Origin of the sequence: Niveispirillum irakense DSM 11586 (genome assembly GCF_000429645.1) — a bacterium.
Lineage (GTDB): Bacteria > Pseudomonadota > Alphaproteobacteria > Azospirillales > Azospirillaceae > Niveispirillum > Niveispirillum irakense.
The window spans coordinates 468,590-488,722 of the sequence record NZ_AUCG01000016.1 but is presented as its reverse complement, the minus strand read 5'-3'; the positions used below and the strand labels follow the sequence as shown (position 1 = coordinate 488,722).

Below are 20,133 nucleotides of genomic sequence, written 5' to 3'. Positions count from 1 at the left end.
TCTATGTCAAGGTTGCCCGGATCGCTGGCGGTCTGTTGATCAAGCGTCGGCCAAGCCGATGACGAAGGCGACGGCCCGTGTCAGCTCCGCCATTTCATCCCGTGATAAATGCCCGATCACCTGCTGAATGCGGTCACGGCGTACCGTAACCGGCTTGTCCGCCATCAATTGGGAACGGGATCGCAACCCGTTGTCAGCATTGGGTTCAATCGTGACCCGGAAATCGGCTACGGCCAGATCGCTGGTGAACTGAACAATGACAACGGATTGATGGGCTGGTGGCAACGCATCGGATTGCAGGATCACCGCCGGGCGGGGTTTGCCGTAATCCCCATTGGTGGCGACAACCACCACATCACCGCGTTGCATCCGTCAGGTCTTCATTATCAAAGTCGCTGACGGACTCGATCCAATCCATGGCGTCGGCCTCAGCAACCGGGTCAAGCTGGGCAACCTGTTCGGCGATACGGGCGCGTAATTGGGGCGAACGGGCATCTGGGATGAACAGGCGAATTTCCCGTAAACCCTGTGCCCGCTTACGCTCCCGGAACGCCTTTACCCGTTCAGCAGCTTGTCCCATCACGCCCTCCTGCGTTACCCGTTATCGTAACGCGTAACGCAGGGGTGGGGCAAGCCGCCGATCACACCCGCATCGGCATCAGCACATAGAGTGCCGAATTATCCGCGGCGTCGCGGACGATGGTGGGAGAGCCGCTGTCAGCCATCTGGAACTTGGCGGTGCCGCTTTCGATCTGCGAGGTGATGTCCAGCAGGTAGCGGCTGTTGAACCCGATCTCCAGCCCGCCCTGCTCGTAAGCGACCTCGATCTCTTCCATGGCCGACCCGGCATCGGGGGAATTGGCCGAGAGGGTCAGCACGCCCTGGGCCAGCGCCAGCTTCACAGCGCGCGACTTCTCCGTGGAGATGGTGGCAACGCGGTCAACGGCGGCGGCGAACAGCTTGGCATCCACTTCCAGCGTCTTGTCATTACCGGCCGGGATCACACGCTCGTAATCCGGGAAGGTACCGTCAATCAGCTTGGAGGTCAGCGTGATGCTGTCAAAGGTGAAGCGGACCTTGGTTTCGGACAGTTGCACTTCGATGCTGTCAGCAGCTTCGTCCAGCAGCTTGCGTACTTCCAGCACAGTCTTGCGCGGGATGATGACGCCGGGCACGGCTTCGGCCCCTTCCGGCAGGGTCACTTCCACGCGCGCCAGACGATGGCCATCGGTGGCCACGGCGCGCAGGGCGGATGTTTCCCCGGCCTTGGGCTTGGTGGCATGGACATAGATGCCGTTCAGGTAATAGCGCGTCTCCTCCGTGGAGATCGCGAATTTGGTCTTGTCGATCAGGCCCTTCAGGGCCGCCGCCGTCAGGCTGAACCGGTGGGGCAGGTCGCCCTGGGTCATCTGCGGGAAATCATCCACCGGCAGGGTGCCCAGCTTGAAATTGGAGCGGCCGGAACGCAGCGTCAGCACATCGCCCGTGGCATCCAGTTCCACCTGACTGCCGTCGGGCAGCTTGCGGGCGATGTCATACAGCGTATGGGCCGGGGCGGTGGCGGAGCCGGGGCGGGCGATGTCCGCCGGCACGCTCTCCACAATCTCCAGGTCCATATCGGTCGCGGTCAGCGACAACTCGCCATTCTCGGCGCGCAGCAGCACATTGGAGAGGACCGGGATGGTGTTGCGCCTCTCGACAACGCTCTGCACATGCCCGAGGGAGCGAAGCAGGGCGGCACGTTCGATGGTGATCTTCATCCTGGGTCCGGTCAGTTTGTCGCCTCCCGCAGCGAGATGGCGCGGGACAGGGGGTTTCACTGGTCCTTGAGGTTCCTGCTGCGCGGACGCATAAGCCCCTCAAGGGGGCCGTAACATAGCATAAGCGATAGCGCTTAACAGGGCTTTCCCGCCCCCTTTTACTATATATCCGCCAACACCACCGGCAACCCGCCGGACAGGCGGCGCAGGCCCTGGCGGATGGCGGGCAATTCCTTCTTATAGACCTTCTCCAGCGGGGTCAGGACCACCTGCCAGCCCGGCCGGGGTGCCGTTTTTCCGGTCTGCATGCCCCCGACACGCCGGTGGCTCCAATGCGCCACCACCCGACCCTGGCGGAGCACGACAGGGCTGATCCAGCCGGCGGTGCGATAAATCGCGGGCCTGTGCCGGTCCTCCACATAGGGGCTGGTATCCTGGTGGGCCAGCAGCCAGGGGTCGAATAAGGGCAATACGCTGATATGGCCCGGCGGTGGCGCGGCAGCGATCAGGGCAGGAACGTCTTCGCCCAGGATGAAGCCGCGCCCGCGTCCCCATTCCACCGGCACCAGTTCCGGCGCCAAGCAGGCGAAGGCGTCGCGGATCGGCTCTGCCTGAAGACCGGTAAATTTGCGGAAATCCGCCGGGCCCGCCGGCCCGAACGCAGCCAGATAGCGGCGCAGCAGGGCCGTCACCGCCGCCGGCCCCGCCATCGGCACCGGGGCGCCGCCGGGCAGCCAGCGATCCAGGCGGACGAAGCGGGCTTCCCGCAATCCGGTTTCCGCATCCCCCGCCGCCATCTCCCCGCCTGAACCGGGGCCGGGACCATGGCACAGATGTCCCAATGCGCAGGCCAGCTTGATCACCCCGCCCCAGCTATGTTCCAGCCAGGGCCGGGCCCATTCCCCCAGGGTGGGAACCAGCCGGCGCGACAGATCCATGCGGCTGTGCGGCCCCAGGGCCAGGGCGTCCACAATCGCCTCTATCAGCCGATCCACCTGATCGGGGGAAAGCCCTTCCTTGGTGTACCAGTTCAGGTAAGCGGCGGTGCGTAGCCGGCGTACGCCCAGCACCATCGGCAGATCGGCTGCCGGCATCAGATGCAGGGTGGAGCGGTGGGCCCACAGCTTCACCAGCGTCCGGTCCCCCATCAAGCTCCGTGTCATGGCGGCATCGTCCGCACCCGTCAGCGACCGGGCGCGGAGTTGCAGGATACCGGCGGAATGGACCTGGGCCTGGGCGCCGATCAGGCTGCCGGCAGCAATCATCGCATCCGTGGCCGGGGCCAGCAGATGCTGTCTTTCCAGGCGGAAAGCCAGCATCTGGGGCAGGGTGATGGTCAGGGCCGGGGGCTGCATCGGGGCTCCGCTCAAGGAAACGGACGCCCAGCATGCCGCAAAGTACTGACCAGAACAATAAGAGAACGAGAGGGCGCGACTCAGCCGCCGCCGGCCCCGCCATGCAGCAGTTTCAGCCCGACAATGCCGGCCACGATCAGTGCGACGCAGGCCAGCCGCAGGGCGCTGGCAGTCTCTCCCAGAAACAGGATGCCGGCAATGACGGTGCCAACCGTGCCGATGCCCGTCCAGATGGCATAGGCAGTGCCCAGCGGTAGGCTTTTCAAAGCCATGCCCAGCAACCCGATACTGCCCAGCATGGCGACCACGGTGATGGCGGTCGGCAGCGGGCGGGTAAAGCCTTCAGTATATTTCAGGCCCAAGGCCCAGACGATTTCCAGCAATCCGGCCAGGAACAGGTAAAGCCACGCCATGGAAAACCCCTTTTAAGCCGGGGTCGTCCCCTGTTGAAGGCACTGCGGCGCATGGGCGGGGTCGTCCCCGTCGGCCTGTTGGTGCGGTGCCAGACAGGGACAAGATATGGGTATTGCTGGCAAGGCTTGTCAAGCCAGCGGAATCTCCCTTGAAAGGTCTTGTTTCATAAAGACTTACCCTTGCGCGCCGCCCCGGCTTCCGGCAATCTGGAAAAAGAAAGCTAAAGGGCCATAGGCCTTGGCCGGCGGCAGGGATGCGGCGGAGAGGCCTGATCAGGCCATGTTCCGTCCAAACCAGGCCGCCACCACCCACGGGGGGATGTCCAGTATGACCAAGTCGGAACTGATCCAGCGGTTGGCGGAGCGTAATCCGCACCTCTACCAGCGGGATGTGGAAAAGATCGTCACCACGATCTTCGATGAGATCACCGAGGCGCTGGCCCGGGGCGACCGGGTGGAGTTGCGCGGTTTCGGCGCTTTCTCCGTCAAGCGGCGTGATGCCCGCACCGGCCGCAATCCCCGCACGGGTGAAAGCGTGGATGTGGATGAAAAGGTCATCCCCTTCTTCAAGACCGGCAAGCAGCTTCGCGAACGGCTGAACACCGACGACTGAACCCCGATAATTGGGTATCGCATCAGCCCGTCCGGGTGGCTTCAGCCGCCCCGGCGGGCCAGTTGCGCCAGTTGGAAAAAGGCGCGGGCGCATATCGTTTCGTCCGGCAGATGGGTGCGCTTGCAATCAGCTTCGGCTTCCATCAGGCGGGTCAGGGCCTGAGCCAGCAGCGGCAGGGTCCAACGGCGGACCTGCGCCGTCATTTCCGCTTCCATCTTGAAAAAGACCGGTGGGCGCAGCGACTTCACCGCCTGTTGCGGCGTCTGACCATGGGCGACATGGGCCACGGCCTGATGCAGCCGCTGAAAATGGCGCTGGGCGGCCCGCAGGATGGCAACGGTGGCGGTCCCGTCGGCGAACAGCCGGCGTAAGGACCGGTCCACTTCCGCCAGATCGCCCCCCGCCGCGGCAAGGGCCGGCTCATCCAGGTCCAGGGCGGCGCTGTCGCCGATCACGGCGCGCACATCCTCCAGCGTCACCCGCTTGGCGCCCAGCATATAGATGGCCAGCTTGTCGATCTCGCCCCGTGCCATGGACCGGTCGCCCACCAGATTGCCGGCCAGCCAGTCGCGCGCGTCCGGGTCGATCTGCATTCCATGCTCCACCATCATCCGGCCGATGGTGGTGGCAAGTTCCTCTTCGCTCTCCACATAGCAGGCGATGGAGGCGGCCTCGTCGCCCGCATCCTCAGCCAGCTTGCGCAGCTTGGACCGGGCGTCCAACTCCCCGGCTTCCAGCACCAGCAGCGTGTCGCCGGGGGGCATGCCCTTCAACAGGCCGGCCAGCACGGGGGCCAGTTTCTCATCCGCGTCGCGGATGCGCACCACGCGCCGGCCACCGGTCAGGGCGATGGCGGCCATCTCGTCCGCCAGCCGGGCGGCATCGCCCGCCACCTGATCGGATTTCAGGTCACTGACACGAAACGGGTCGCCCAGGTCGGGACAGGCCGATTGGGCCGCCACCTTGCCCCGCTCCCGCACCAGCCCGCTATCAGGGCCATAGAACAAAACCACCCGCGTGGCGGCGGGGGGCTTTTTGGCAAAGGCGTCGGCGTTGCGGGGCTGGACCTTCATTGGCCGGATCAGCCTTTTTCCGACTCGCGGGCGAAGTAAAGCCCCAGGCGGGAGCGGATATCCTCCGCCAGTTCGGTCAGGCCGCGATCATAGGCATCCTGCTTGCTGGCCAGCACGGCAAACTGGCTGTCCAGCAGATTGTAGGACACGACAGAGCGTGAACTGGTGCGATAGACGACCTGGCTGTTCGTATTGTCGATCAGTTCGTAATTGGCCTGCAGCCGCAGCCGGGCACGGGTGGCCGTGGCATCCTTCTGGATGCCCAATTCTTCTTCCACCGCGGACAGGGCGATGGACAGGCGGTAACGCGGATCGGACGGCCGGCTATCGGTATAGAATCGGTCGATCAGGTTGTTGCGCAGCACCTGCCCGTTGCGCTCCGGGATTGGGTCGATCTGCACCTGGGCCAGGGACTGGCCGGCGGCAACCCCGCCCGCCCTTGTGCCATAAACCGGCTGGAACCCGCAGCCGGCCAGCGGCAGCAGGGCGATCAGGGCGGCGGCGATCAGGCGTTTGGACATGGGGTAATCGTTCCCTCTGGGGACCCTCAATGGGCGGCGCAGTCTAACGTGGATGGGGGGCGGCGGCCATGGGTGGTTGGGTATGGCCTCTTAGTTTGCTTCACCACATCCTGCCATCTTCATTTCCGTCATCCCGGTGAAGGCCGGGATCCAGGGCCGTTGGCCCGACCTCTCGACAGAATTCAACACAGCTTCAAGGTCTGTGATTATGGCCCCTGGATCCCGGCCTTCGCCGGGATGACGCAGGAAAAGCAATTACATAACAAGGGCCGGTTGCCCGGCCCCTAGCCCCATCACGCCACGATATTGACGATGCGGTTGGGCACCACGATCACCTTGCGCGGTTCCTTGCCTTCCAGGGCGCGCTGGACATTGGCATCGGCCAGGGCTGCGGCCTGGGCCACGTCCTGGGCGCAGTCACGCGGCAGGGTCAGCGTGGCGCGCAGCTTGCCATTCACCTGCACACCGATGGTGACACTGTCATCCACCACCAGCGACGGGTCGGCCACCGGCCAGTTGCGTTCCACCAGCAGGTCGGCATGGCCCAACTCGGCCCACATTTCCTGGGCCAGATGCGGCATCACCGGCTGTACGATCTGCGCCATATATTCCAGCGCTTCGCGCGCGGCCCAGGCTTCGTCAGCGCCGACGGCGCCCTTCTTCGCGGCCAGCTTGGACAAGGCATCGCCCAAAGCATTGGTGAAGGTGCGCAGCTTGGCGACCGCACTGTTGAAGCGATAGCCCTCGATATCTTCCCCCACGCCGGCGGCTGCCTTATGGGCGGCGCGGCGGATGGATGTCGCATCGGCGCTGAAGCTGTTCGGCAGGGCGCTGTTGGCGGCGGGCAGGTCAAAGCCCGGTTCCGTCACCAGACGCCACAGCCGGTTGATATAGCGCCAGGCGCCATCAATGCCAGCCTCGGTCCATTCCAGATCGCGGTCGGGCGGGCTGTCGGACATCATGAACAGGCGGGCGGCATCGGCACCGTAGGAACCGATGATGCCTTCCGGGTCGACGACGTTCTTCTTCGACTTCGACATCTTAATGACGGGGCCGACCGTCACCGGCGACCCGTCAGCAATCTTCTTTGCCGTCGTGCCCTGGATTTCCACGTCGGTCGGGAACATCCATTTGCCGTCACCATCCTGGAACGTCGCGTGCGTCACCATCCCCTGGGTGAACAGGCCGCCAAACGGTTCCGGCAGGTCCAGATAACCGACATGGGACAAGGCCCGCGTCCAGAAGCGGGAATAGAGCAGGTGCAGCACGGCATGTTCGATGCCGCCGATATAATTATCGACCGGCAGCCAGTACTTCACCAGTTCCTTGTCGAAGGCCACCTGCTCGTTGCGCGGGTCAGCGAAACGCAGGAAATACCAGCTCGACTCGATAAACGTGTCGAACGTGTCCGTCTCCCGCTCGGCATCCTTGCCGCAGCTGGGGCACTTCACATGCTTCCAGGTGGCATGGCGGGCCAGCGGGTTGCCCGGCTGGTCGAAGGTCACGTCTGGCGGCAGGGTGACCGGCAACTGGTCTTCCGGCACATGCACCACGCCGCAATCCGGGCAATGGATGATGGGGATCGGGCAGCCCCAGTAACGCTGGCGCGACACGCCCCAGTCCCGCAGGCGGAACATGGTCGTGCCCTGGCCACGGCCCAGGGACTCGATCTTGGCGATGGCGGCCTTCTTGCCGGCTTCCACTTCCATCCCATCCAGGAAGTCGGAATTGCGCAACAGGCCGGGGCCGGCATAGGCCTCGCTCCCCACCTGGAAGCTGGCGGGATCGGCATCGGCCGGCACTACCACCGGCTTCACCGGCAGATCGTACTTGCGGGCGAAATCCAGATCGCGCTGGTCATGCGCCGGGCAGCCGAAAATCGCCCCCGTGCCATATTCCATCAGCACGAAATTGGCGACATAGACCGGCAGGTGCCAGCCCTTGACGAAGGGATGTTCCGCCGTCACCGGGGTGCGCCAGCCCTTCTTTTCCGCCTGTTCCAGCGTGGCTTCGCTGGTGCCCATGCGGTTGCATTCGGCAATGAACTCGGCCAAGCCGGCATCATCTTCTGCCAGTTTGGCCGCCAGCGGATGGTTGGGGCTGATGGCCACAAAGCTGGCACCGAACAGCGTGTCGGGCCGGGTGGTGAACACTTCCAGATCGGCATGGCTGCCCGACAGGTTGAAGAAGAAGCGGCAGCCCTGGGACTTGCCGATCCAGTTCTCCTGCATGATGCGGACCTTCTCCGGCCAGCGGTCCAGCGTGCCGATGGCGGAGAGCAATTCGTCAGCGAAATGGGTGATCTTCAGGAACCACTGGGACAGCTTGCGCTTTTCCACCAGGGCCCCGGTGCGCCAGCCGCGCCCGTCAATCACCTGTTCATTGGCCAGAACGGTGTTATCCACCGGGTCCCAGTTGACCCAGCTTTCCTTGCGATAGGCCAGCCCCGCCTTCAGGAAATCCAGGAACATCTTCTGTTCGAACCGGTAATATTCCGGCTTACAGGTGGCAATTTCCCGCTCCCAGTCGATGGCAAGGCCCATCGTCTTCAACTGGGCGCGCATCGCCTTGATGTTCTCGTACGTCCAGGTGCCCGGATGGGTGTTCCGCTCCAGTGCCGCGTTTTCCGCCGGCAGGCCGAAGGCGTCCCAGCCCATCGGGTGCAGTACGTTGAAACCCTTGGCCCGCTTGTAGCGGGCGATCACGTCGCCGATGGTGTAATTGCGCACATGGCCCATATGGATGCGCCCCGACGGATAGGGGAACATCTCCAGCACATAGGTCTTGGGCTTGGACTTATCGGCGGTGACGGCAAAGCTGCGGCGCTCGTCCCAGACGGACTGCCACTTGGCTTCGGTTTCACGGACGTTATAGCGGGACATCGGGGGCAGCCTTGGAAGGGGTAACGGGTGTCGCTTCGCCGGCGTCACCCGTTACAGGGGCTGCCGCCCGGCGTTTCTACTCTATCAGCCGGCGGGCGAAGCCACCGAGGCCTGCCGTAGCTGGCGGGCGCGGGTCAGCACGCTTTCTTCAAGCTGCGTGTTGGTCTCCGCCGTGACCGGGGCGTCAGCCCAGATCCCGTTGCGCAGTTCCTGGCGGAACACGGTGGCGCGCACGCCATCGGCGCGCAGGGCGGCGTCCAGGATATAGAGATTGATCTTGAACCGCTCCGACGGGGTGGCCGGCGGGCTGTACCAGTCGGTCAGGATCACGCCGCCGAAGGGATCGGCCTGGGTGATGGGCATGAAATCCACCGTATCCAGGGCGGCGCGCCACAGATAGGCATTCACGGCGACCGTGCCGGCGGGGCGGGCGGCGGCATTCATGCCGGCCACGCCTTCGCTGTTCTGGCGCAGGATCTGGTTGGGGGCGGGTGCTTCGGGTTCCGATGAGCCCAGGCCGATGCTGTTCATCAGGCTGCACGCGGACAAACCCAGCGCCAGGGTGCCCAACAGGGCGGAACGACCGATCAAGGACAGAGGACGCAAGGACATGGGGCTAGCCACCTGGCAACAACAAGCGGGAAATGAGCCACCCTTAGAGCAAAAAAGCCGGCGCTAGGCAAGGCCGGGTGCTTGTCTTGGGCGACGGTGCAAGCAGTTACACGCAAATCGCGGCAGGAATCTGGCGCGGTCGGCTGAAAATTGCATCTCGGGACGTGAATGTCAGCCCCGATATCGTGAAAATCAGAAGCCCGGATCGGGGCTCAGGTGGGTGACGGCGAAAGGCCGGCTGCCTGCCATCCGGTTCGCCACCTCCAGCCGGTGGCAGGTGCGGTGGTCGGCTTCAAAGCAAAGCAGGCAAGACGGGGTGGATGCTGCCAACTCCCCCGCCAGCGCCAGTTCATATTCTGCTTCCGGTCGGGCCAGGCCTTCATCAACGATGCGCCAGAATTCCTCCATCCGCCCGGCGCGGTTGGCGATCCGCCCTTCCTTGGGCGTGCCCAGCTTCTTCAGATGCAGATACGCGATCCCTTCCGCTTCCAGGCTGGCGCGCAGGGGCGATTTGGAAAAGCCGGCGCGGCGGGAGGAGGGCAGCTCCCGCACATCAATCAGCCGCTTTACCCCGGCTGCCTTCAGGGCCGCGATCACCGCGGCCTGGGAAGCGCCTTCATATCCGATTGTGAACAGCTCCATATCCCGGGCCTTTCCCATATCGATGGCCTTTCATTGAATCCGGGCCGCCATGCCGGCGGCGCGCGGCTTAATCCTTGTCAACATACCGCCCCTCCTCTATACACACCCGCTCTATCGGACGGCGCGGCCGGGCGCGATGCCCGGGGCATGCCCACCGTCCATATAGATTGAGAAGGACCGAAAATGCCCAAGTTGAAGAACCATTCGGGCGCCAAGAAGCGGTTTAAGTTCACCGCTTCCGGCAAGGTGAAGGCCCAGGCCGCTGGCAAGCGCCACGGTATGAGCAAGCGCCCCCTGAAGATGAAGCGTAACGCACGTGGCACGTTCGTTATGTTCAAGGCCGACGGCGAGAAGATCGCCGAGAATTTCCTGCGGGTTAAGTGAGGAGGCTGACCTATGGCACGCGTTAAGCGGGGCGTCACCACCCACGCCCGTCACAAGAAGATCCTGAAGCTCGCCAAGGGCTACCGGGGTCGCGGTTCCAAGTGCTATCGCGTTGCGATTGAAAAGGTCGAAAAGGCGCTTCGTTACGCCTATCGCGACCGTCGCAACAAGAAGCGCGATTTCCGCCGTCTGTGGATTCAGCGTATCAACGCCGGTGCGCGTCTGCACGGCCTGAAGTACTCCACGCTGGTTCATGGCCTGAAGCGCGCTGGCATCGAACTGGACCGCAAGGTCCTGTCCGACATCGCCGCCCGCGAGCCGGATACCTTCAAGGATCTGTGCGGCAAGGCCCAGGCCGCGCTGCAGCAGGCCGCCTGATACCCGCCAAGGGAATCAGGAAGGTTTGAGAAAAGGGGAGACGGCCGCAAGGTCGGCTCCCCTTTTTTCTTGAGGTCTTCGATGGCGCTGCCGATTCGTGCTAGATTTCAGCAGAACGGCCATCAGCCTTGAGGGACATGTGATGGGATCGCTGACTATCCCGAACCTGGATGATAGCCTGATCAAGGGCCTGGAGGATCGGGCCAGCCGGTCGGGCCGTACTGTTGATCAGGAAGTGGCATTCATCCTGTCGCAGACGCTGGCCCAGGGGCAGCGCCCTGACATGATTGCCCGCTTAACCGCCCTGCGGCGGGCCACAGCAGGCATGAGCCGGACACCATCGGAAATTCTGCTGCAAGAAGATCGCGATGGTGACGACCGGTGAGGGGCGTCCCAGATGCCAGTGTCCTGGTCAAACTCGCCACGGCAGAGGCCGATTCCCCCTTGGCAGAGCCGTTGCTTCATATCGGCCGGACCGCGCCGGATCTGCTCTTCGCGGATATGGCCAATATCCTGTGGAAGAAGCAGGTGCGGGGTGAGTTGACGGCGGTGCTTGGCCAGGAGGCTTTGTCGGTCCTGGCTGAGCTTGATCTGAATGTTGTGCCTTCGCGGACCTTGATGGCGGATGATGATGATCGGGCATCCCGCATACGACATGTTCTATGTCGCCTTAGCGATCCAGCGGGAGATACCGTTCATCACCGCTGACACAAGGCTGGTCGCGAAGATACGGGCCTTGTCACCTTCCCCCTCATGGGCGTACCTCATCACGCCGCTGATTGAATTCCAACCGGGCTGACGCCCGTCTCATTGTCTTATCGGAACCATCATGGACACGCTCGACACGCTCCAGGCCGACCTGTTGGCCACCATCGCCGCAGCATCCGACAGCGCCGCCCTGGAAGAGGTGCGCGTCTCCGCCATGGGGAAGAAGGGCCGTATCACGGCGCTGATGGGCGATATGCGCAACCTGTCGCCGGAGGAGCGCAAGGCCCGCGGTGCGGCGCTGAACGCGGTGAAGACGGCTGTGGAAAGCGCCATCGAGGCGCGGCGCGCGGAACTGAAGACCGCTGAACTGGCTGCCAAGCTGGAAGCCGAGCGGATCGACGTGACCCTGCCGGCCCGACCGGAGAGCCTGGGCCGCATCCACCCGATCACCCAGACGATTGACGAGATCGTGGCGATTTTCGCCGATATGGGCTTCACCGTGGCGGAAGGGCCGGATATCGAAACCGACTTCCATAATTTCACGGCGCTGAACATCCCGCCCGAGCATCCGGCCCGCCAGATGCACGACACGTTCTATCTGCCGCCGGATGCCGATGGCGGGGCCCGTGTGCTGCGCACCCATACCAGCCCGGTGCAGATCCGCACCATGCTGAAGGAAAAGCCGCCGATCCGCATCATCGCGCCTGGCCGCACCTATCGCTCCGACTATGACCAGACGCACACGCCGATGTTCCATCAGGTGGAAGCGCTGGTGATCGGCGAAGATATCCATATGGGCCATCTGAAGGGCACGCTGCTGGAATTCTGCCGCGCCTTCTTCCAGATCGACGATCTGCCCATCCGTTTCCGCCCCAGCTTCTTCCCCTTCACCGAACCGTCGGCGGAGATCGATATCGGCTGTGCCCGCAAGGGCGGTGAGATGAAGCTGGGCAATTTCGGCGACTGGCTGGAAATTGGCGGCAGCGGGATGGTGCACCCCAAGGTGCTGGAAAATTGCGGCATCGACAGCACCAAGTACCAGGGCTTCGCCTTCGGCATGGGGATCGAGCGTATGGCGATGCTGAAATACGGCATCCCCGACCTGCGCACCTTCTTCGAGGCGGATCTGCGCTGGCTGAAGCATTACGGCTTCGTGCCGCTGGACCAGCCCAACCTGGCCCAGGGACTGACCCGCTGACGGGCGGTATCACGCAGACATGAAAAAGGCCGCCGGCATCAAACCGGCGGCCTTTTTCATGGGATGCTGGGGGTCACAGCGCCAGATCGACCAGTACCGGCACATGGTCGCTGGGCTTAGGCTCCCAGCCGCGCGCATCGCGCAGGATCTGCTGGCCCTTCAAGGCCCCCGCCAGCGGCGGCGTCACCCAGATATGGTCCAGGCGGCGGCCCTTGTTGGAGGCGTTCCAGTCGGCGGCGCGATAGGACCACCAGCTATAAAGCTTCTGGTCCGCCGGCACGAAATGGCGCACCGCATCCACCCAGTTCAGGCTGTTTTGCAGGGCGGTCAGCTTCTCCACCTCGATCGGGGTATGGGACACCACATCCAGCAACTGCTTGTGCGACCAGACATCATGTTCCAGCGGCGCGATGTTCAGGTCGCCGACCAGGATCATCGGCTGATCCGGGCGGCGGTTGGCCAGGAACCATTCCTGCATTTCCGCCAGGAACTGGAGCTTGTGGGCAAACTTGTCATTCACCGCCGGGTCGGGAATGTCACCGCCGGCGGGGATGTAGAGATTATGGATCTCCACCCCGTTTTCCAGCGTCGCCAGCACGTGGCGGCAATCCTCCTTGCCGCAGGAATGGCGGATATCATGGGAGGAAAAGGGCAGGCGCGACAGGATGGCGACGCCGTTATAGCTTTTCATGCCATGGATATGGATATGCTCGTACCCGCGCTCCTTGAAGGCGTTGCGGGGGAAGGCGTCGTCCACCACCTTGGTTTCCTGTAAACACAGAACGTCGGGCGCGTGTTCGTCCAGCAGCTTCATCACCAGATCGATGCGCAGGCGGACGGAATTAATGTTCCAGGTGGCGATACGCACGGGATGGCCTCGGGTTTCGTTCGGGAAAAGTTCTAATCGCTTTACCAAGCCGACGGCCCTGCGTCCACCGGCTTGCCGTCCTTGGCTGGGGCATGATACGGCTTTGCCGTTCGGTGCCGCGACGGGACCGGTATCATGCCCCGGCTACCCATGGCCGGCCGCAGCCCTGGCGAAAAGATGACCCGCCCCAGCCCGCCCTTGTCCAAGGCCCTGATTGCGATGGCGTTCATCGCCTTCATCAGCCTGGGCCTGCCAGACGGGCTGCCGGGGGTGACCTGGCCTTTCATCCGGGAAACGTTTGATCGGCCACTCAGCAATCTGGGCATTCTGCTGGCCTGTTCCACCGGTGGGTATCTGTTCAGCGGGCTGGCCGGCGGCACGCTGGTACGGCGGACCAGCCTGGGCATGGTGCTGACCGTCAGCAGTGGGGCCATGGTGGTGACATTGCTGACCTATGCCGTCACGCCGTCCTTCTATCTGCTGATCCCGGCGGCCATCCTGGGGGGGCTGGCCAGCGGCGGGATCGATACCGGCATCAATCTTTATGGCGCACGGCGTTTTTCCCCCCGCGTCATGAACTGGCTGCACGCATCCTGGGGGCTGGGGGCAACGGCTGGCCCCTTGATGATGACGGTCTGCATCACGCTGGGGGCCGGGTGGCGGATGGGGTATCTGCTGCTGGCCGTGGTCCTGGCGGCCATGACCTTGATGTTCCTGCTGACCCGCCGCCGATGGGAAGAGGGCAGGGTGCCGGCGCCCGGTGCCAGTGCCGCGCCCCCCTTGCCGGCCGTTGCCCCCTTTGCCCAGGCCCTGCGCCATCCGGTGATCTGGCTGAATGTCGGCCTGTTCATGATCTATTGCGGGGTGGAAATGGCCGCCGGGCAATGGCTGTTCACCCTGTTGACCCGCCTGCACGGCATTGATGTCGGCACCGCCGGGACCATTGCCGGGCTTTATTGGGGGGCCTTGACGGCGGGGCGGCTGATTTTCGGTCAGATCACGGCGCGTGTGCATCCGTTGAAGACGCTGCGGGTGGGGCTGGTCATCGCGTTTGCTTCCGCCCTGATCTTCATCTGGTTCCCCACGCCGTCGCTGGGCATGGCGGCGGCTTTGGGGCTGGGCTTCGGCCTGGCCCCCACATTCCCCACCTTGGTTTCGCTGACGCCTGGCCGGGTGGGCGATGCCATCGCCCCCCATGCCGTGGGGTTTCAGATGATGGCGGCGGGTTTGGGCTCTACCCTGATCCCCGGTGCCCTGGGCTGGCTGGCCCAGCATTGGGGGCTGGGGGTGCTGCCGCTATGGCTGGTGCTGGGCATGGTCATGCTGATCGGCCTGCATGAAGTGACGGTCGCCCTGGCCCGCCGACGGGCGATGGCGGGCATCGCTTGACCGGCTGATGATTACCGTCATACACGGGTTGCAGGAATGTTGGATGCGGCCCCTCCCGCCCATGCATATGTTTATATCCAACAATCCAACACTTTTGAAATCTTGTTGCCCAGAGGATAGCCCCCGTGCCTCAGCTCCGCTCCCGCAAAAGCACCCATGGCCGCAACATGGCCGGCGCCCGTGGCCTGTGGCGCGCCACCGGCGTGAAGGATGAGGATTTCGGCAAGCCGATCATCGCCATTGCCAATTCCTTCACCCAGTTCGTGCCGGGCCATGTGCATCTGAAGGATCTGGGCCAGCTTGTGGCGGGAGAGATCGAGGCCGCGGGCGGCATTGCCAAGGAATTCAATACCATCGCCGTGGATGATGGCATCGCCATGGGCCATGACGGGATGCTCTATTCCCTGCCGTCGCGCGAGGTGATCGCCGATGCGGTGGAATATATGGTGAATGCCCATTGCGCCGACGCGCTGGTGTGCATTTCCAACTGCGACAAGATCACGCCCGGCATGTTGATGGCGGCCCTGCGCCTGAACATCCCCACCATCTTTGTGTCCGGCGGCCCGATGGAGGCCGGCAAGGCGACGGTGAAGGGCAAGGAAATCGCCATCGACCTGATCGACGCCATGGTGGCGGCGGCCGATGACAAGTACAGCGACGAGGATGTGAAGGTGATCGAACGGTCGGCCTGCCCGACCTGCGGTTCCTGCTCCGGCATGTTCACCGCCAATTCGATGAACTGCCTGACCGAGGCGCTGGGGCTGGCCCTGCCCGGCAATGGCACCGTGCTGGCCACCCATGCCGACCGCAAGGGCCTGTTCGTGCAGGCTGGTCACACCATCGTCGATCTGGCCCGCCGCTATTATTTCCAGGATGACGCGGGCGTGCTGCCGCGCAACATCGCCACGTTTGAAGCGTTTGAAAACGCTATTGCCCTCGATATCGCCATGGGCGGCTCCACCAATACCGTGCTGCACCTGCTGGCTGCCGCCCATGAGGGCGAGGTGAATTTCACCATGGCCGACATTGACCGCATGTCGCGCCGCGTGCCCAATATCTGCAAGGTCGCCCCCGCCGTGGCCGATGTGCATATGGAAGATGTGCACCGCGCCGGCGGCATCATGTCCATCCTGGGCGAGCTGGCCCGCGCCGGCCTGCTGCATACCGATGCCAAGCGCGTGGATGCGCCGACCCTGGCCGATGCGCTGGCCCGCTGGGACATTGCCGTCAGCAACGACCCGGATGTGCAGACGCTGTTCAAGGCTGCCCCCGGCGGCGTGCGCACCACCGTCGCCTTCTCCCAGGCCAGCCGGTATCAGGAACTGGACACCGACCGGGCCAAGGGTGTGATCCGTTCGGTTGAACACGCTTTCTCCAAGGATGGCGGTCTGGCCGTGCTGTTCGGCAATCTGGCCGAAGAAGGCTGCATCGTGAAGACGGCCGGCGTGGATGCCTCGGCGCTGACCTTCAGTGGACCTGCCCGCGTGTTTGAAAGCCAGGATGCGGCTGTTTCCGCTATCCTGGGCAACCGCATCCAGGCCGGCGATGTGGTGCTGATCCGCTATGAAGGGCCGAAGGGCGGGCCGGGGATGCAGGAAATGCTGTACCCGACCAGCTATCTGAAGTCCAAGGGGCTGGGCAAGGTCTGCGCGCTGATCACCGATGGCCGCTTCTCCGGCGGCACGTCGGGCCTGTCCATCGGCCATGCCAGCCCGGAAGCCGCCGAGGGCGGCACCATCGGTCTGGTGGAGGAAGGCGATCTGATCCTGATCGACATCCCCAACCGCCGCATCCACCTGGATGTGACCGATGCCGAACTGGACCGCCGCCGCGCCGCCATGGATGCCAAGGGCCTGGACGGCTGGAAGCCCACCGCTCCCCGCGAACGCTATGTCTCCCAGGCGTTGCAGGCCTATGCCGCCCTGACCACGTCAGCCGCCAAGGGTGCCGTGCGCGATGTGAGCCAGCTCTATCGGCGGAAGTAAAAGCGCCGCAGAGACGTGACCCGTGGGCGCGGAAGCGCCCGCGCCCACGGGTTCATGGTTTGCGTGACAGTCTCAGGCCGCCTTCAATGTTTCGATCTCGGCCAGGGCGGTGGCTTCGGCCTGTGCGCGGGCTTCCGGCCCCATGGCGATACCGCCCGCGCGGATGAACGTGATGTCGCGGATACCGATAAAGCCCAGGATGGTACGCAGAAAGGGCTCATTCTGGTCGAAGGCAGCCATTGCTGTTGCCGGGGCATAGACCCCACCGGAACTGATGGCAACAATCACCTTTTTCCCGGCAGCCAGCCCCTCCACCCCCTTTTCCCCATAGGCGAAGGTGCGACCGGCAACGATAATCCGGTCAATCCAGGCGCGTAACTGTGCCGGGATGGAGAAATTATACATCGGGGCGCCGATGATGATGGTGTCCGCGGCAAGGAATTCCGCCAGCACCTCCTCCCCCAGCGCCCGATCAGCGACTTCGGCTGGTTCCGCCCCTTGTGCCGCCGGCATGCTGAGCATCGCCGGCAGGGTCAGTGCGGGCACGGGGTTGGCCACGACATCGCGATAAATCACAGTCGCGTCCGGTTGCTGCCGCCGCAGGCTGGCAACTGCTGCTGCTGTCAATTTCCGGCTGACTGACTGCTCACCCTGGATGCTGCTGTCTATGTGAAGGATCATCATGGAAACACCTTAATCCTGGTATGGTTTTGTAACCAGGGCTAGGATGGTGCCCACCTTAAACCCCCGCAAGGAGGCACATTTTTGAAACCCAGGCACAAAAATGTGCCCGAGCAGGCGCTGCTGGCGGCGGTTGCGGCCGGGCATGACCCCAATAATTGCACGGTCGTATCCGATGTGCTGGCCAGGATCGGGGATAAATGGACCGTTCTGGTTGTCATGCTGCTTCAAAACGGGCCCCGGCGTTTCAATGAACTGAAACGGATGATCGGGGGTATCTCCCAGCGGATGCTCACGCTGACATTACGGGGATTGGAACGCGACGGGCTGGTGACACGGACGGTCTATCCCACCGTACCGCCCCGGGTGGATTACGCCTTGACGGACCTTGGCCGGTCACTGGGGGAGCCGGTGCGCCATCTTGGTGCTTGGGCCAATGCCAATGCGGCAACCATCATGGAAGCACGCCGGATATTTGATACGGATATTCAACATCTGGATGGATGACTTTACGGGTGCCCTTCATGTCCTTTCCATTTCGGGCGGAGGGGGGATTTGCATAACAGCCTGAAATTGAACGCTGATGGTGGTGCTGGGCGAGAAGCTTTCTCGTTATTGCCCTCGATTTCTCGTCTTCTAATCAAGCTCATGTCGCCCAAAAGGCGATATGAGCGAAGGGGTATGTGACCAAATGGCACTTTGGTGGTTTGCGGATTTGTCGCTAAAAAAGCCATGATTCAGTTGCCTTTTGGGCATCAGACAGACTGTCTTCAGCCTTCTGCATTGCCGCGTTGCTCCAACTGAAGCCCTTATCATCCCGAAGAATAGGGTTAATAGCTTGACGGCATGCAAACGTATGTCGCAGGATTGGCTCAGTTCCAACCCGGAGGTTGTTCAAATGCAAACCGCAACCCGTGGCCGTCGTGGTGGCGGTCGTCCCAAGCTCGGTAAGCCGAATCCGATTGATGTCCATGTCGGTTCGCGTGTCCGTCTGCGCCGTACCCTGTTGGGGATGAGCCAGGAAAAGCTGGGTGAGGCCATCGGCCTGACATTCCAGCAGGTGCAGAAATATGAACGTGGGGCCAACCGTATTGGCGCTTCCCGCCTGTTCGACCTGTCCCGCGTGCTGGACGTACCGGTTTCTTTCTTCTTCGACGATATGCAGAGCCAGGACGGACAAGCGGCCGATCCGGCGCCCACCCCGATGCCGGAAGCCGGTGAGCCGGACCCGATGGCCAAGCGCGAAACGTTGGAATTGGTGCGCGCCTATTACCGCATCACTGACCCGTCCGTGCGCAAGCGCATTTTTGAACTGACCAAGGCGGTTGCCAACGCTTCCGAGACAGTCTGATCCGCCATGCGGGTCAGGCGGGCCGGCTTGACGGATATACAAAAGATTGCGACAAACACACTGCTCTGAGGTTTTCGGGGCAGTGTGTTTTGCATTCGTGCCAACCCCTTCCAACCGAGGCGTCGCAAGTGGCCAAATCGAATTACGTTTTTACCAGCGAATCCGTGTCCGAAGGCCATCCTGACAAGGTCTGCGACCGGATCTCCGATGCGGTGGTCGATCTCTATCTGAGCCATGACCCCTATGCACGCGTTGCGTGCGAGACACTGGCGACGACCAATCGGATCGTTATCGCAGGTGAAGTGCGTGGCCCCGGGGAACTGCTGAAGCAGGTCGAAGATGTGGCCCGCGCCGCTGTGCGCGACATTGGTTACGAGCAGCATGGTTTCCACTGGGGTACCGCTGAGGTTTCGGTTCACCTGCATGCGCAGTCCGCCGACATTGCCGTTGGCGTCGATGCGGCTGGTGCCAAGGACGAAGGTGCCGGCGACCAGGGCATCATGTTCGGCTATGCCTGCACCGAAACCCCGGCCCTGATGCCGGCGCCGATCTATTACAGCCACAAGCTGCTGAAAGGTCTGGCGGAGGCACGCCATTCCGGTGCAACCCCGTGGCTTGGCCCCGATGCCAAGAGCCAGTTCTCCCTGCAGTACCGTGATGGCAAGCCGGTGGGCGCCACCTCCGTTGTGCTGTCCACCCAGCACAGCGAAAGCGTCAGCCAGGAAGAAATTCGCGAGACGGTACGCCGTCATGTGCAGGGCGTGCTGCCGGAAGGCTGGATGTGCCCGGAGGACGCCTTCTACGTCAACCCGACGGGTCGTTTCGTCATTGGCGGTCCCGATGGTGATGCCGGCCTGACCGGCCGCAAGATCATTGTGGACACTTATGGTGGTGCGGCCCCGCATGGCGGTGGCGCCTTCTCGGGCAAGGATCCGACCAAGGTTGACCGTTCTGCCGCTTATGCCGCGCGCTATCTGGCCAAGAATGTCGTTGCCGCCGGTCTGGCCGACAAGTGCACCATCCAGCTCAGCTACGCCATTGGCGTGTCCCATCCGCTGTCGGTCTATATCGACACCGCCGGCACTGGTCGCGTGGATGAGGACAAACTGTCCGACGTGCTTCGTGAACTGATGAACCTCAGCCCGCGCGGTATTCGCGAGCATCTGAAGCTGAACCGGCCGATCTATGCCCGGACCGCGGCTTACGGCCATTTCGGCCGCGAGCCGGACCATGATGGTGGTTTCAGCTGGGAAAAGACCGATCTGGTTGCCGATCTGAAGTCCGCCTTCGGCGCCTGATCGCACGGTCTGCGGTAACGCA

The 20,133-nt window shown here is 63.2% G+C and carries 23 protein-coding genes; 11 read left to right on the top strand and 12 right to left on the bottom strand.

Annotated features, from left to right (window positions below):
• Positions 1-39 precede the first annotated feature (39 nt).
• From G473_RS0105770 to sugE, 5 genes are all read right to left on the bottom strand, one after another.
• The gene (locus G473_RS0105770) at positions 40-369 is read right to left on the bottom strand and encodes a type II toxin-antitoxin system PemK/MazF family toxin (RefSeq protein ID WP_029012326.1); all 330 of its coding nucleotides are present in this window, start codon (positions 367-369) and stop codon (positions 40-42) included.
• Positions 356-580 carry an antitoxin MazE-like protein gene (locus G473_RS25275; protein WP_035705426.1) on the bottom strand — a complete coding sequence of 75 codons (225 nt, stop codon included), beginning with the start codon at positions 578-580 and terminating at the stop codon, positions 356-358. Before G473_RS25275 ends, G473_RS0105770 begins: the two co-directional genes overlap by 14 nt.
• 61 nt (positions 581-641) lie before the next feature.
• Positions 642-1,760, bottom strand: a complete 1,119-nt coding sequence (gene dnaN / locus G473_RS0105760; RefSeq protein ID WP_029012325.1) for a DNA polymerase III subunit beta — start codon at positions 1,758-1,760, stop codon at positions 642-644.
• Between the two features lie 161 nt (positions 1,761-1,921).
• Entirely contained in the window at positions 1,922-3,115 is a 1,194-nt protein-coding gene (locus G473_RS0105755) for a winged helix DNA-binding domain-containing protein (protein ID WP_029012324.1), read from the bottom strand.
• 80 nt (positions 3,116-3,195) lie between these two features.
• Positions 3,196-3,528: a quaternary ammonium compound efflux SMR transporter SugE gene (sugE, locus tag G473_RS0105750; RefSeq protein WP_029012323.1), complete on the bottom strand. Its 333-nt coding sequence runs from the start codon at positions 3,526-3,528 to the stop codon at positions 3,196-3,198.
• A gap of 328 nt (positions 3,529-3,856) precedes the next feature.
• On the opposite strand from sugE, the gene ihfB reads away from it, so the two are divergent.
• Positions 3,857-4,141: an integration host factor subunit beta gene (gene ihfB, locus G473_RS0105745; RefSeq protein ID WP_029012322.1), complete on the top strand. Its 285-nt coding sequence runs from the start codon at positions 3,857-3,859 to the stop codon at positions 4,139-4,141.
• Positions 4,142-4,182: 41 nt separating this feature from the next.
• On the opposite strand, the gene holA is transcribed toward ihfB, so the two are convergent.
• The 5 genes from holA to G473_RS0105720 form a co-directional block, all read right to left on the bottom strand.
• Complete coding sequence (gene holA, locus G473_RS0105740; protein ID WP_029012321.1) at positions 4,183-5,214, bottom strand: DNA polymerase III subunit delta; 1,032 nt, start codon at positions 5,212-5,214, stop codon at positions 4,183-4,185.
• Between the two features lie 8 nt (positions 5,215-5,222).
• Positions 5,223-5,735: an LPS assembly lipoprotein LptE gene (gene lptE / locus G473_RS0105735; protein ID WP_035705422.1), complete on the bottom strand. Its 513-nt coding sequence runs from the start codon at positions 5,733-5,735 to the stop codon at positions 5,223-5,225.
• 293 nt (positions 5,736-6,028) lie between these two features.
• A complete protein-coding gene (gene leuS, locus G473_RS0105730) occupies positions 6,029-8,617 on the bottom strand; it encodes a leucine--tRNA ligase (RefSeq protein WP_029012319.1) in 2,589 nt (862 codons plus the stop codon).
• 84 nt (positions 8,618-8,701) lie between these two features.
• A complete protein-coding gene (locus tag G473_RS0105725; RefSeq protein ID WP_029012318.1) occupies positions 8,702-9,229 on the bottom strand; it encodes a DUF3576 domain-containing protein in 528 nt (175 codons plus the stop codon).
• Positions 9,230-9,421: 192 nt separating this feature from the next.
• Positions 9,422-9,871, bottom strand: a complete 450-nt coding sequence (locus G473_RS0105720; protein ID WP_029012317.1) for a DUF488 domain-containing protein — start codon at positions 9,869-9,871, stop codon at positions 9,422-9,424.
• 183 nt (positions 9,872-10,054) lie between these two features.
• Between G473_RS0105720 and rpmI the strand changes: the two genes are divergently transcribed.
• The 5 genes from rpmI (at position 10,055) to pheS (ending at position 12,539) form a co-directional block, all read left to right on the top strand.
• A complete protein-coding gene (rpmI, locus tag G473_RS0105715) occupies positions 10,055-10,255 on the top strand; it encodes a 50S ribosomal protein L35 (protein WP_029012316.1) in 201 nt (66 codons plus the stop codon).
• A 12-nt stretch (positions 10,256-10,267) separates the two neighbouring features.
• Positions 10,268-10,633, top strand: a complete 366-nt coding sequence (gene rplT, locus G473_RS0105710; RefSeq protein WP_029012315.1) for a 50S ribosomal protein L20 — start codon at positions 10,268-10,270, stop codon at positions 10,631-10,633.
• A 142-nt stretch (positions 10,634-10,775) separates the two neighbouring features.
• Positions 10,776-11,018 (top strand): FitA-like ribbon-helix-helix domain-containing protein, encoded by a 243-nt coding sequence (locus tag G473_RS0105705; RefSeq protein WP_035705419.1) that lies wholly within the window; start codon positions 10,776-10,778, stop codon positions 11,016-11,018.
• Positions 11,019-11,258: 240 nt separating this feature from the next.
• Positions 11,259-11,432: a type II toxin-antitoxin system VapC family toxin gene (locus G473_RS30625; RefSeq protein ID WP_161630946.1), complete on the top strand. Its 174-nt coding sequence runs from the start codon at positions 11,259-11,261 to the stop codon at positions 11,430-11,432.
• A 30-nt stretch (positions 11,433-11,462) separates the two neighbouring features.
• Positions 11,463-12,539, top strand: coding sequence for a phenylalanine--tRNA ligase subunit alpha (pheS, locus tag G473_RS0105695; protein WP_029012312.1), 1,077 nt, complete (start codon positions 11,463-11,465; stop codon positions 12,537-12,539).
• Positions 12,540-12,612: 73 nt separating this feature from the next.
• On the opposite strand, the gene xth is transcribed toward pheS, so the two are convergent.
• Positions 12,613-13,407, bottom strand: a complete 795-nt coding sequence (gene xth / locus G473_RS0105690; RefSeq protein ID WP_029012311.1) for an exodeoxyribonuclease III — start codon at positions 13,405-13,407, stop codon at positions 12,613-12,615.
• Between the two features lie 135 nt (positions 13,408-13,542).
• On the opposite strand from xth, the gene G473_RS0105685 reads away from it, so the two are divergent.
• Together G473_RS0105685 and ilvD are read left to right on the top strand one after the other, a co-directional pair.
• Positions 13,543-14,796: an MFS transporter gene (locus G473_RS0105685; RefSeq protein WP_084437651.1), complete on the top strand. Its 1,254-nt coding sequence runs from the start codon at positions 13,543-13,545 to the stop codon at positions 14,794-14,796.
• A 125-nt stretch (positions 14,797-14,921) separates the two neighbouring features.
• Entirely contained in the window at positions 14,922-16,781 is a 1,860-nt protein-coding gene (gene ilvD / locus G473_RS0105680; RefSeq protein WP_029012309.1) for a dihydroxy-acid dehydratase, read from the top strand.
• Positions 16,782-16,853: 72 nt separating this feature from the next.
• On the opposite strand, the gene G473_RS0105675 is transcribed toward ilvD, so the two are convergent.
• Positions 16,854-17,465, bottom strand: a complete 612-nt coding sequence (locus G473_RS0105675; RefSeq protein WP_029012308.1) for an FMN-dependent NADH-azoreductase — start codon at positions 17,463-17,465, stop codon at positions 16,854-16,856.
• Between the two features lie 81 nt (positions 17,466-17,546).
• Between G473_RS0105675 and G473_RS0105670 the strand changes: the two genes are divergently transcribed.
• The 3 genes from G473_RS0105670 to metK all read left to right on the top strand — a co-directional run bounded on the left by G473_RS0105670 (position 17,547) and on the right by metK (position 20,111).
• Positions 17,547-17,969, top strand: coding sequence for a winged helix-turn-helix transcriptional regulator (locus tag G473_RS0105670; protein WP_084437650.1), 423 nt, complete (start codon positions 17,547-17,549; stop codon positions 17,967-17,969).
• Positions 17,970-18,360: 391 nt separating this feature from the next.
• Positions 18,361-18,813: a helix-turn-helix domain-containing protein gene (locus tag G473_RS0105665; protein ID WP_029012306.1), complete on the top strand. Its 453-nt coding sequence runs from the start codon at positions 18,361-18,363 to the stop codon at positions 18,811-18,813.
• A 128-nt stretch (positions 18,814-18,941) separates the two neighbouring features.
• On the top strand, positions 18,942-20,111 hold the full coding sequence (gene metK, locus G473_RS0105660) for a methionine adenosyltransferase (RefSeq protein ID WP_029012305.1): 1,170 nt from the start codon (positions 18,942-18,944) through the stop codon (positions 20,109-20,111).
• Positions 20,112-20,133 lie beyond the last annotated feature (22 nt).